Consider the following 13129-nt stretch of genomic DNA (forward strand, 5'->3'; position numbering starts at 1 on the left):
ACTCAGCTTCATACCATCAATGGCTTAATAACAGACGACACAGATTTCGATATGCTGTGTCGTCTAACATATCACTCCACACCAACAATACCCTGTTCTCACCCGTTTGAAGATGTTGTAAAAAAATAACGCACAGTAATGGACTAATAAACGCTCTTTTAGTGAGTATTATTTTATTGAGACTTCCATTTTCACCTTGCAATAATGTACCGGTTCCCTTGTCACCCAAAGTAAGCAAACAACGCCAATTCGATAAACTGCGCCAGCTGTAAACAAAAATGAAGATAATGCTAAGGAATAATGACATTTGCGTGATGCGGTATATCAAGGAAGGAAAATGAGGCCAAGCCAAAAAACTCGTTAATACAACAGCAAATGCTACCATTAGGGCAGCACGCTGCAAAAATGAAGCACTCAATGCAAATTGTTGCATATGAGTACTATTGTTGACCAATAAATCAACAGAAAGGTTAAGGTGCGGCTCTGCCACGGACTTTGACTATCATATTGGCGAACAATGGATCTGGGCATTGTTCATGGCCCATGAACCAAGCAAATAACTCCGGATCTTCACACTCCAATAACCGAATAAAAGTGTTTTTATCATTATCAGTCATGGCTTCGTATTGGGTTTCGACAAAGGGTTGAAACAACACATCTAATTCTAACATTCCACGACGGCATGCCCAGCGTACACGAGCTATATTCATTAATTCCAACACAAATCTCCTGATGTCTATATAACAAGCTAGCTTATACGGTTTTCAAAATCTTGTACTTGTAGATCTCGTCCTGCAAATAAATCACTAAAATCCGTAGCCAGTAATGATTTTACCGCCGGATGCTGGATCATTCGCTCAGCGAACATCACATGATACTCTTCTTTAATATCGGTGGTTTCACCAAGTAATACCATACCTTGAGACAGTATATCATGACGATAAATAGACGGTGCGACAAAAATGCCTCGATTAAAATAACCGAACGCCTTCATCATTTCTGCATCGTCAAACTCTCCCAAAATACTGACATTAAGATTTTTTTCGGCAAACCAACCATGTAATTGTTGGCCTAATGACGTCCGCTTACCCGGTATGAGTAATTTACGCTGCTCTAGACACGCGGGAAAAGGGACTGAAATCGTTTCAGCCGAAAAGAAACTCACCCCACATTCACCCAGTTTTTTGGATAAAATTTCGGGAAACTTCAATGAACCACCGGCGCAATCAGATAAGATCATATCGAGCTTATGTTCACGTAAACGCTCAATTAAACTTTCATGTGTTGATTCATAACACGCCAAGTGAACTGAACTATCATCAGGGATAACGGTTAACAATACTCGACTAACCAAGGCCTTAGATAAGGCATCGGCAATCCCCACTTCAAATAATAGTGACTTATCTTTCTGATAATTGAGTAAATCGAGCATTTCGTAACTCAAGCTAAACATTTTATCGGCATAACGAAATACTAATTCGCCCAACTCGGTTGCGACTAAGTTACGGCCGACACGCTTAAATAACGTGCCTTTTAATCGCTCTTCTAATGCACGAATTTGCCCAGTTATGGTTTGCGGAGCCAAACACAATGCTTCAGCCGCTTTAGTTACTGAACCCTTTTTTTGTACCATCCAAAAATAATATAAATGGTTATAATTTAAATGCTGCATATCAATCACTAACCCAAGAAAAGCCACTCACACTACTATAGCAAATAAACCCAAAATTCCGCTGTTCATTAATCATCGGTACTCAACCACAATATTAATTAACCGATTTATTAGCCAAGATTAAGCATAAAAAAACGCAGCCAAACGGCTGCGTTAATTAATGTTGCGGTTTACTTACTCTGGCGGCAATCCATCAAACTAGTAATAACAGACTCTAGCTCAGCGCTATTACTGACATTGCTTAGCGACACTTGCTCAGTGAGTGCTGATACTATTTCAGATTTTACCGGTATATGACTAGCACAATAATTTACGTTTGCCGTTTGATAACGCTTTCCTGCTCGGTACTTTAGTGCTCTTGACTCATAATCATTTGGCTCGATTCTTTTCTTAGCCAGACCATCTCGGTACATCAAGGCGCCATCTACCACACCTTCTAGATAACTTTGGCAAGTGGGTGACTCAGATGATTTTAGACAAACATTGAACGATTCAGCCGATGCGGGAATAACAAACAACGTTAACAACATTCCCAAAGATAATTTAGTGAGTTTCATGTTTTTCTCCTGTTTCAGGCAGTACTTTGGCTAACCAAAAATAACCAATTAGTGCTGCTAATAACGATCCTGTTAAAATACCAAGTCTTGCATAATCACCATATGCCGCAGGTGAATGTTCAAACGCTAACGAAGCAATAAACACTGACATAGTAAATCCGATACCACACATCACTGCAACAGGAATAATGTGTCTCCAACCAATCCCTGGTGGTAGTTCTGCTAACTTAAGCTTCACGGCTAAATAACTGAATAACAGCACCCCAATCGGCTTACCGAGCAACAGACCCATAATAATGCCTAAGGTAATGGGTTCAGCAAATGAATCTAAAGTCATATTCGTTAATGACAAACCAGCATTAGCAAAAGCGAACACGGGCAGGATCATAAAGGTGCTCCAGGGGTGCAACTTATGCTCTAAATGTTCCGATGGTGAAGTACCATCCTTTGCACGTAAAGGAATACAAAATGCAATAATTACACCTGCCAATGTCGCGTGTACACCAGACTTCAATACGGCGACCCATAAAATAAAACCAAGTAAACCGTAAGGTAAAATTGAACTGACCCCTTTTTTGTTCAATGCAACCATAAGCACAATCGATACCGCTGCAATGACCAAGCTTGTCATGGATAAATCAGTACTATAAAACAAGGCAATAATGACAATAACGCCCAAATCATCAATAATCGCTAAGGCTAATAAAAACACCTTCAATGCCACAGGTACACGATTACCGAGCAATGCCATAATACCTAAAGCAAAAGCGATGTCTGTAGCGGCAGGAATAGCCCATCCGACTTGAGTTTCGGGGGTTGCGTAGTTAAATGCTAAGTAAAACAACGCCGGAAACACCATGCCGCCAATAGCAGCAATACTGGGTAATGAAGCTTTGGCCACACTTGATAAGGCCCCTTCAAGTAATTCGCGCTTCACTTCCAAACCAATTAATAAAAAGAATAACGCCATTAGCCCATCATTAATCCACAGTAATAACGGCTTATCGATATCTAAATCGCCCACACGTAGCTGTACTTCTGTGGCTAAAAAACCTTGATATACTCCAGCTAACGGGGAATTTGCTAAAATCATCGCCAAAGCTACTGCGACCATTAATAAAATGCCACCTGCAGATTCTTGGCTTAAGAAGTTCTTAATTGCTCGTTCCATATAACACTCCTAAAAAACAATCGGATCAGTCTATCTTAAATGTTCAAACAATAATAATCGATTGTTTCTTGATATTAACTCGGTTTAACCGAGGTATTGAACGTACAGTTAACGCTGAAAATAAATTAATTAATTGAATCTGCATTTCACTTTGGCAATGATTTGCCTGCCCTGATTAGGTATAATCGATAAAAGCAAAAAAGGAATTGGGACCAATGAAACAGTATTTAGACCTGTGTAAACGCATTGTCGATGAAGGCGAGTGGGTTAATAACGCACGAACAAACAAAAAGTGCCTAACTGTCATTAATGCCGACTTAGTTTATGATGTTGGTAACAATCAATTTCCTTTAGTGACCACACGTAAAAGCTTCTGGAAGTCTGCCATAGCCGAGATCTTAGGATATTTACGTGGCTACCAAAATGCGGCCGATTTTAGAGCTTTAGGCACTAAAACATGGGACGCCAATGCCAATGAAAACCAAGCATGGCTAGATAACCCAAATCGTAAAGGTCCTGATGATATGGGGCTGATATACGGGGCGTTAGGGCGTGCATTTCCAAAGCCTGATGGTGGTCATGTCGATTTACTGCAACAAATCGTCGACGACCTCAGTAATGGTATAGATAACCGCGGTGAGATTTTAACCTTCTATCATCCAGGAGCATTTGACTTAGGTTGCTTGCGACCATGTATGTACGAACACCATTTTTCATTACTCGGTGATACTTTGTACCTCAACAGCACACAGCGCAGTTGTGATGTTCCACTAGGGTTAAACTTCAACATGGTACAAGTATATGTATTACTTGCGTTAATGGCCCAGATTACTGGCCATAAACCTGGTAAGGCATACCATAAGATAGTCAACGCTCATATTTACGAAGACCAACTTGAACCCATGCGGGATGTCCAGCTCGCGCGCGAACCGTTTGCATCGCCTAAGCTAATCATCAATCCAAAAATTAAAACCCTAAAAGACATCGAAACTTGGGTAACCTTGGATGACTTTAGCGTTGAAGATTATCAACATCACGATGCGATTAAATACCCTTTCGCAGTGTAATATCAGGTAGGTTAACTAACAAAAAAAACGCCTTTGTTCAACTACTTGAACAAAGGCGTTTTTGTAACAGTTTAGTGCTAAAAAAATAGTAGTTTTAGTCCAACTACAACAAGCAAACAAGCAAATATTTTTTTCAATACTGGCGTAGGCCAAGTGCTAGCAGCTTTTACACCAAACGGCGCGCACAACATGGAACTAATGATAATGCCGATTAATGCCGGCAGGTAAATAAACCCAACTGAGCCCTCGGGTAAATTCGGTACATCGAAACCAGCGATGATATAACCTATCGTACCGGATACCGCAATAAGCATCCCTGTTGCCGATGAAAATCCAACAGCTTGACGCATTTGTAAGCCGCAATAACTTAAAAATGGCACCAGCAAAACCCCGCCACCAATGCCCATTAATCCAGCAATTAACGCTATCGCAGTCGATATCACCAGTAACACTGCAAAGCTTGGCATACTGCCACCCGTTTTGACTTTAAACGGAAAGGCCATTTGTACTGCCATTAACACGACAAAAATAGCAAAAGCCTGTTGTAAATCATCTGATGCAATTTGCTCAGACACAAATGCTGAAGCTAATGACCCGATTACAATACCCGGAAATATAGGTTTAAACAGCTCCCAGGGTATATTGCCGCGCTTGTGATGGGCGGTTGCTGATGACATAGAAGTTAAAATAATCGATGCCAGTGACGTCGCGATAGCGACATGAGTGATTTGAGTTGAACTGATACCCACTGAAGGTAAAATATACAATAGCGCAGGCACAATAATTAACCCACCACCAATACCTAACAGCCCAGCCAAAAAACCCACGACAGAACCTAAAACAAGGCAAATTAAAAATACCTGCAGCAAACTATCCACGATGACATCCTTAATGTTGCACTTGATTATGTTACGAACCACTAGGGAAAATCATTTAAAACTTTCCTTAGCAGATTCAATCGTATTGCTAATCTATGTTGATTAAATCTAATAGGTTATGTTTTCGCAAGAAACTGGCTAATAAGCCTCGAACCTGGTTACCATTTGACTGTTGTAAAATAGATTCTAATAAATCCGTTAACTCTTGCTTTGATACACGTCTGAGTAAAAAATTGATTCTGGCTAAGCTGCCTTGGTTCATACTGAGTTTGTTATAGCCCATCGCTACTAGAAGCAATGCACCATAAGGTTCACCCGCAAGTTCGCCGCAAACACTCACATCTAAATCATACTGTTTACATTCATCGACAGCCCTTTTAAGTGCTCGAAGAATACCTGGATGGTAACTATCAAATAATGAACTGACACTCGGATTATTACGATCGACAGCCAGTAAATATTGAGTCAAATCGTTACTGCCCACCGACACAAAGTCGACCCGTTTTGCCACATCTTGTAACTGATACAACAATGCAGGTACTTCAAGCATAACGCCGACTTTTGGCCTCACTAAAATAGTCTTTAATTCTTGGTTTAGTTCAGTAAACGCTTGCTCTAAATATTTTAATGTTTGATCTATTTCATCCAGATTGCTTACCATTGGTAGCAATATTTGCAATTGATTGCCGTTACCAGCAGCTTGTAGCATCGCGCGCAATTGCACTAAAAATAGCTCAGGGTGATCAAGCGATAAACGAATGCCGCGCCACCCTAAAAATGGGTTATCTTCTTTAATTGGAAAATACGGTAACGGTTTGTCGCCGCCAACATCCAATGTACGCATCACAACAGGCCTATCACCTGCGGCACTCAGTACTTGACGATATACATTTATTTGTTCGCTCTCGCTCGGAAAGCGTTGATGCAACATAAAGGGAATTTCAGTTCGATATAGCCCGATACCATCTGCACATTCAGCAATTTCAGACGCGATACCACTCAATAAACCTGCGTTTAAATATAAATGGATCCGCTGACCATCTGTAGTCACTGATGGTAGGTTTAATTCGGCAGAAAATTGCTTTTGTTTTTCAACATCTGCATCAATCAGTAATTGATATTCTTCAATCACAGCTGGCGATGGCGATACCAATAGCTGGCCACGATTCGCATTCAGCACTAACAGTTTTTGATCGATGTCGATTGATAACACATCATCAACGCCAACAATGGCAGGTACACCCAAAGCACGCGCTAAAATAGCCGCATGGGCATTAACGCCACCACGTTCAGTGACAATACCAGCGAGTTTTTGCCGTGGAAACTCAGCCAATAAAGTGGCATCCACTTCTTTAGCGACTAAAATAACCGGTTTATCCGGCTCTAACTCTAATCGACCGGGCTCAATAAGCTGTCGAAGTAGTTTTTGCCCAAGCTCACGAATATCACTGGCGCGCTCTTTTAGATATGGATCTTCCATTTCCAAAAACTGTTTGATATAGCGCAATGACACTCGGCTTACCGCAGACTCAGCCTGCCAGCCTAAAGCGACTTCGCGGGCATATTCGCCACCAAGGCTAGAATCGTCTAACAATAATTGAAATGCGGTAAAGATAGAGGCCACATCAGCAGACTTTTCACGCTCAAAACGTTGCGATATTGACGACAGCATGTCTTTACAACGCTGCATGGCCAACTTTAAACGCTGAATTTCAGCATCTATGTCAAAGCAGCTAACCTCGGGTTGTTCTAATGAAATTACACCGCCTAATACCAAACCGTGAGCAATTGCAATACCACTTGATGCATTAACACCACTGAAAACCACTTGCTGTTGCACATTAGTAATGGCCGCTTTGTGTTTCAAGCTGCGCACAACCACCGCAAGCTGAGCGGCTAAGGTCATTAAAAATGCTTCTTCGCTTTCACTGAACTGACGGGCTTCTGGCTGTTGCACCACGATAACGCCCACCACCTGCTTTTGAAAAATGATCGGCACAGCTAAAAACGCACGATATTCTTCTTCTGCGGCTTCGGGAAATAATTTAAAACGAGGGTGAATACGAGCATCGGCAAGGTTAACGGCTTCTTCACGTTCAGCAACTAAGCCTACTAAACCTTGCGATAATGGCATGCTCACTCGGCCAACGGCAGATTGTTGTAAACCTTCAGTGGCGGATAACACTAGATGCTGTTGTTCAAGGATATAAATAGAACAGCAATGGGTAGCCATCGCTAATCGAGTTTGTGACACTAAGATGTTTAATGCACTTTCAAGGCTGCTGGCTCTGGCAACAGCTTGAGTGATATCCCTGAGCATATTTAACACTGTTTCAATCCTCTTTGAAATCAGTTAACTCCGTTGTTTGCTTCGTTTTTTACTAAACTCGCGCGTTTGCAGCGCTAATGTCGTCGATGCGAACTCTTTCATTACCTTTCTATATACGTCGCGTTTAAAAGACACAACCTGACGAACAGGATACCAATAACTCACCCAACGCCAATCATCAAACTCAGGATGACCAGAAGAATTCAAGTTAATAGTATTATCGTGACCTTTCAATTGTAGTAAAAACCATTTCTGTTTTTGGCCAATGCAAACAGGTTTGCTTTCTTGGCGTACCAAACGCTTGGGTAACCGATAACGTAACCAAGATCGAGTGGATGTTAAAATTTGAACATGCTCAGGTCTTAGTCCCACTTCTTCGTAAAGTTCGCGATACATGGCTTCTTCTACTGATTCGCCATCATCTAACCCACCTTGTGGAAACTGCCATGAATGTTGGCCAAAACGTCTAGCCCACATAACTTGTCCAAATTTATTACAGATAATGATGCCCACATTTGCGCGAAAGCCGTCGCTATCAATCACATGGACTCCAAAAATAACAAATTTTATATCGTCTGATTGTTTCACAAAGCATGCCTATCGGCAAACCTCTATTTACTGTGGATAATTGAATAACAATGTTAATAAATCAAAATTATCAACAATTAAACCAAGCGACCCTGTGGATTATCCACAAAATCTGTGGATATCTCTGTTCGAAACTTTGGTAAAGCTTGATAACAGGCTAAAAACCAGCTGCCCTCCGTCTAAGGAAAACCACTTTTCACTACAATATATTTAAACAAAATTAATAACTTAAAAATAATTACAAACTAATATTATAGCAGAACGCCAATATTGTACAAAAAACAAACAGGCTTAATTAAGATAGCCAATCACTCATTTAGCAATTTAAGTTATACACAAATAACAAGGCTTATTTTAAATTAAACCCGTTAAAAAGCCGTTTTATTGCGTTGACTTGGTGTTTTTAATCAGTTAAAGACAGGTTTTATTACACTTATCCATTAAATCTGTGGATAAGTATGTGTGAAATGTAGGGGAAAAACGAGTGTAACTCGGGACAAGTATAATATAAAAACAACCATCAACAAAAAAGTATCTTTAAAACAACCAATTACAAAGGAATTCAATCAAATAACTTTAACCAACCAAAACATGGTTGTTTTTCAATCACATCTTAAATAACTAACTAAACTTGTTCTCAATGAATATTACTTGATAGCATAGACTGTTGATTTTGATCGTCTACTTAATTCATTTCCCCAGAGGTTAATACTCATTCATGGCTAAATCATCGCCCTTAGATCTAAACGAATTAATGCAAAGAGCGCACAATATGGCTGGTATTCGTTTAGCTGATATTGCGGCAGATAATCACATCATGGTGCCTGCGGATTTACGCCGAGACAAAGGCTGGGTAGGCCAACTTATTGAATCTGAATTAGGGGCTCTGGCAGGATCAAGACCAGAACAGGACTTTTTACATTTAGGGGTTGAGCTCAAAACGATCCCGATCGATCACAATGGCAAACCGCTTGAGACCACTTATGTCACAGTAGCGCCGCTGACAAACATTCAGGGTATGACTTGGGAAAACAGTTTGGTTTACCATAAATTACAGAGAGTGTTATGGGTACCTGTTGAAGGCGAACGGAGCATCACTGTCGGTGAGCGTCGTATAGGCACGCCCATATTATGGCAACCAAACACAACACAAGCCAGACAGTTACAACAAGATTGGGAAGAGATAATGGAGTTAATTGCACTAGGTAAAGTTGATAAAATTACTGCACGTCATGGTGAGGTACTGCAATTACGTCCAAAAGCAGCTAATAGCAAAACGCTTACTGAAAGCATCGCCGAAGACGGTAGCATCCAACTATCAAATCCCAGAGGTTTTTATCTTAAAATTGATTTTACTCAGCAGATATTAACCAATGCATTTTCATAATCTGTTGTTACATTACTTGGTATCTTGGGCCTGTAGATCATTAAGAGCAATTTTTAAGCAGTGCGTGGCAATGTTTTACAAGACAGAGCTTACGACATCCCGTGATACAATATGAGTAAGCAATAAAGCAGGAGAAAGAAGCCACAGATATTGCCGAAGGATTCTGTTAACCGTAGTTTTGAATCTTTATTGAATAAATTGGTTACAAGCCATTAGCCTAACTGGAACTTCGTCTCTAACATTTATGCCACCTTGTTATATAAATAAAGAACCGTTTATCTCGAACAAACTTCAGCCACAAAAGTTCAACAAGCCCTACTAATGTTGAAAAAACTTTGCGTTAGTGCACATATTTCTTCACTTCTATTGATCTAAATCACAAATAAACTATCACAAGTAAGCAAATTTTCTATAGACTAGCCACCCTATATAATAAGTCATTTAGGCAACCACATCCTCCGTGAAAGCACGCCGTCAAACTCAAAAATTATTGTTCGCTATTTTTGCCTGGTGTGTAGCAATGGCTTCTTTCGTTTTTTTCCGCTACTCACAATCATCGCAACTACCTGAATGGGCTGTTGGCAATGCCGATCTCGCCACGCTTGCCATAATGATGGGTGTTGTATTTGGCGGCTTGCATTGGATGTCCAATCTCATTGCCGATTTTAGCGCCATCAGTCGTTTACCTTATTTATTTTCTGTGGTGTTTAAAGGATTGTTTTTGCTACTTGGGGCAACAACCCTGGCGTACGTGACACAATTTTTAAACATGTGGGCCATTGAGAACCATATGGTGACATTACGACAAATGCTCACAGTGCAGATTATTTATAGCCCATCGTTTCAAGCGCTAGTGGTTTATCTTGTTGTGGTCCGGGTAAGCTTAGCTTTTATTGAACAAATGTCGTTGTTGGTTGGTCCTAAAGTCTTGCTCAATATTGGCCTTGGCAAATATCACAAACCACGTTATGAGCAACAATTGTTCTTATTTATAGATATGGTCTCATCTACAGCTCATGCCGAAACCTTAGGCGATTATCGCTTTAGCCGCCTAATTCAAGACAGCTTTAGCATGTTAGCCGACACTGTGACCGATAATGAAGCAGAAATTTATCGTTACATGGGTGATGCCGTACTTATCCACTGGCCATTAGAGCAAGGTATTAAACAAGACCGTTGTATGAATATCTATTTCGAATTTTGCCAGCAATTGCAGTGGCAAAGGCAATATTTTGAACAACAATATGGTTTTGTGCCTAAATTTAAAGCTGCGGCGCATTGTGGCCAAGTTGTAGCCGCGGTAGTCGGTGTACATAAGCAAGAGATTAGTTTCTTCAGTGATGTATTAAATACCTTGGCACGGCTACAAGACCAATGTAATCCGCTCGGTCAACGAATGTTGCTATCTGGAGATGTTGTGCATCGACTTGAGCAACAAAATAGTCAGTATGACCTGACTGACTTAGGCCCTATCATGCTTAAAGGTAAGAAACACCCAACTGAAGTGTATGGTGTTGCCCCAAGAAAATTGAATAACAATTAAAACTAAGTTTAATTGAGGTTAGTTAAGCTCAATTTCAAACATAAACATGTATGAAACTGCCAGTGTTACTCTACAGATAACAATAAGGCTATTGATACTTCAATAGCCTTATTAACGACAAAAATCGCACGTTTGATATTGTTGACCTGAAATAAACCATTCTATCGATCCATCCCACCTCTTATATCCCGAGCTGAGGCTAACTTGGTAACGATTGTGCTAGCAGCTTTTGTTGAATCGCTAAGCCTAAGGTTCTAAACGTTGAAATACGGCTGGTAGTTTGACGCCAAACTAAACCAATATCACGATAAGGAGCTTCACCAGGAGGATCCATTGCGACAAGATCGGTATCAGTTAAAATACCAGTATCGATGGCCATTTGGGGTAAAAATGTGGTGCCTAACTTACTGTTAACCATCTGCACCAAGGTATGCAAACTGGTTGCCGCAAAAGGATTAATTTTGGCGCTATCACCCAGTTGACATGCGGTTATCGCGTGACCGGTAATGCAATGTTCAGCTTGCAGTAAAAAGATACTTTCGTCTGGCATTTTTTGGTAGTCAATGGGCTGCAAGAATTGTTGCGATACCTCTTTATGCATCACCATTTTAAACGGATCAATGCCAACTTTCATGCTATGAAAACCACTTGTGTCGACAGGTAACGCTAATATCAATAAATCCAACTCACCTTTTGCTAAAGCATCCAATAGACGCTCAGTCGTGTCTTCTTTTAATAACAAACTGAGCTTGGGGTAGTCTTGCTGGCATAACTTAACCACTCTACTGAGTAAGAAAGGCGCAATAGTGGGAATGCAACCTAAACGAATTTCTCCGGTCATCGGTTCGCCTTGATTTTTAACCAATTCAACTAAGTCATCGACATTGGTTAAAATATTTCGAGCTCGCTCAACCACTTCTTCACCGATGGCAGTAAACATAAACGATTTATGATCACGTTCAATCAACTGATAGCCTAGTTGTTCTTCGAGATTTTGGATACCACTAGATAAAGTCGATTGACTCACAAAGCACATCTTAGCGGCACGATTGAAATTTTGCTCTTGATGTAAATGAACCAAATAATAAAGGTTCTTAAGGCTGGGAAGATTTTTCATATAAACGATTGCCCTTATCTAATTTAATTCAAATAGTGAATTAAATTAGTCAAAATAACAAGACATCGATAACCAATATTGAACAAACGACCATAAAAAATGCCTCTTTAATAAAGAGGCATTTCAACAAACCGATTGTAGGCATTAATCTAGTTGCTAATCTAACTGATCATGCAGCTAACGCTACACTCTACTCTACTGGTAATTAAGCTTTCGCTTCTAAGTAAACTTTCAGTTGTTGTAAATCTTGTGCAGCATGCTCAACGATTTCAGCAAGCCATACCTTATGTTCTGTTTCCCATTTAGCTTCTTCACCATGTTGTAATAACTGGGAAAATTGCTGAATTCGTTTAAGGCCAACAGATCCTGCTGCACCTTTAAATTTATGAGCTTCTGCACATAACGTTTCTTTATCATTTGCATCGCCAGCTTTCACTAAGCTACTGACATACTCAGGCATTAACTGCTCGAATAACACTACGCTTTTCAATAACGTTCCAGCACCAATGGCACTGATATATTGCTCAAGCGTATTGAGATCCAATATTGAGTCTAACTGCGTTGTGGCCATAAAGGCACCTCTATCAAAATCTAACTCTATAAAAATTATAAATATGATACCGAGTAAAATACCCTATGCAAGGCTTGCCAATATTTAGACGCTATTTAATGGTAAAAAGTCACATATTTACAACATAACTACTCAGCTGGTATTACCAATGTTTAAAAAATACTCATATTGGCAATGTTTCGCCCAATAAATAATGAATAGTCGTTATCAGCCTTATACTTCTTCGCAAAATCGTCCTTGACCATATTT

The 13129-nt window shown here is 40.1% G+C and carries 13 protein-coding genes; 3 read left to right on the top strand and 10 right to left on the bottom strand.

Annotated elements, in window-relative coordinates:
• Window positions 1-16 precede the first annotated feature (16 nt).
• The 5 genes from SFRI_RS15180 to nhaA form a co-directional block, all read right to left on the bottom strand.
• Entirely contained in the window at window positions 17-490 is a 474-nt protein-coding gene (locus tag SFRI_RS15180) for a protein YgfX (RefSeq protein WP_011638385.1), read from the bottom strand.
• The gene (locus tag SFRI_RS15185; RefSeq protein ID WP_086019766.1) at window positions 471-719 is read right to left on the bottom strand and encodes an FAD assembly factor SdhE; all 249 of its coding nucleotides are present in this window, start codon (window positions 717-719) and stop codon (window positions 471-473) included. Before SFRI_RS15185 ends, SFRI_RS15180 begins: the two co-directional genes overlap by 20 nt.
• 29 nt (window positions 720-748) lie before the next feature.
• Window positions 749-1672 (bottom strand): transcriptional activator NhaR, encoded by a 924-nt coding sequence (nhaR, locus tag SFRI_RS15190; RefSeq protein WP_011638387.1) that lies wholly within the window; start codon window positions 1670-1672, stop codon window positions 749-751.
• A gap of 170 nt (window positions 1673-1842) precedes the next feature.
• Window positions 1843-2229: a hypothetical protein gene (locus SFRI_RS15195; protein WP_011638388.1), complete on the bottom strand. Its 387-nt coding sequence runs from the start codon at window positions 2227-2229 to the stop codon at window positions 1843-1845.
• A complete protein-coding gene (nhaA, locus tag SFRI_RS15200; protein ID WP_011638389.1) occupies window positions 2216-3400 on the bottom strand; it encodes a Na+/H+ antiporter NhaA in 1185 nt (394 codons plus the stop codon). Before nhaA ends, SFRI_RS15195 begins: the two co-directional genes overlap by 14 nt.
• Window positions 3401-3615: 215 nt before the next feature.
• Between nhaA and SFRI_RS15205 the strand changes: the two genes are divergently transcribed.
• Complete coding sequence (locus tag SFRI_RS15205) at window positions 3616-4467, top strand: thymidylate synthase (RefSeq protein ID WP_011638390.1); 852 nt, start codon at window positions 3616-3618, stop codon at window positions 4465-4467.
• Window positions 4468-4544: 77 nt separating this feature from the next.
• Here the strand turns inward: SFRI_RS15205 and SFRI_RS15210 are convergent, their stop codons facing one another.
• From SFRI_RS15210 to rppH, 3 genes are all read right to left on the bottom strand, one after another.
• Entirely contained in the window at window positions 4545-5345 is an 801-nt protein-coding gene (locus SFRI_RS15210; RefSeq protein ID WP_011638391.1) for a sulfite exporter TauE/SafE family protein, read from the bottom strand.
• A gap of 88 nt (window positions 5346-5433) precedes the next feature.
• Window positions 5434-7674, bottom strand: a complete 2241-nt coding sequence (gene ptsP, locus SFRI_RS15215) for a phosphoenolpyruvate--protein phosphotransferase (RefSeq protein ID WP_011638392.1) — start codon at window positions 7672-7674, stop codon at window positions 5434-5436.
• A 24-nt stretch (window positions 7675-7698) separates the two neighbouring features.
• Window positions 7699-8217, bottom strand: a complete 519-nt coding sequence (rppH, locus tag SFRI_RS15220; protein ID WP_011638393.1) for an RNA pyrophosphohydrolase — start codon at window positions 8215-8217, stop codon at window positions 7699-7701.
• A 763-nt stretch (window positions 8218-8980) separates the two neighbouring features.
• Between rppH and mutH the strand changes: the two genes are divergently transcribed.
• Together mutH and SFRI_RS15230 are read left to right on the top strand one after the other, a co-directional pair.
• Window positions 8981-9649: a DNA mismatch repair endonuclease MutH gene (mutH, locus tag SFRI_RS15225; RefSeq protein ID WP_011638394.1), complete on the top strand. Its 669-nt coding sequence runs from the start codon at window positions 8981-8983 to the stop codon at window positions 9647-9649.
• A 520-nt stretch (window positions 9650-10169) separates the two neighbouring features.
• A complete protein-coding gene (locus tag SFRI_RS15230; RefSeq protein WP_011638395.1) occupies window positions 10170-11192 on the top strand; it encodes an adenylate/guanylate cyclase domain-containing protein in 1023 nt (340 codons plus the stop codon).
• 199 nt (window positions 11193-11391) lie between these two features.
• Here the strand turns inward: SFRI_RS15230 and oxyR are convergent, their stop codons facing one another.
• Both oxyR and SFRI_RS15240 read right to left on the bottom strand, forming a co-directional pair.
• Window positions 11392-12309, bottom strand: a complete 918-nt coding sequence (gene oxyR / locus SFRI_RS15235; RefSeq protein ID WP_011638396.1) for a hydrogen peroxide-inducible genes transcriptional activator OxyR — start codon at window positions 12307-12309, stop codon at window positions 11392-11394.
• A gap of 205 nt (window positions 12310-12514) precedes the next feature.
• Window positions 12515-12880: an Hpt domain-containing protein gene (locus tag SFRI_RS15240; RefSeq protein ID WP_011638397.1), complete on the bottom strand. Its 366-nt coding sequence runs from the start codon at window positions 12878-12880 to the stop codon at window positions 12515-12517.
• Window positions 12881-13129 lie beyond the last annotated feature (249 nt).

Source organism: Shewanella frigidimarina NCIMB 400 (assembly GCF_000014705.1).
Taxonomy (GTDB): Bacteria; Pseudomonadota; Gammaproteobacteria; order Enterobacterales; family Shewanellaceae; genus Shewanella; species Shewanella frigidimarina.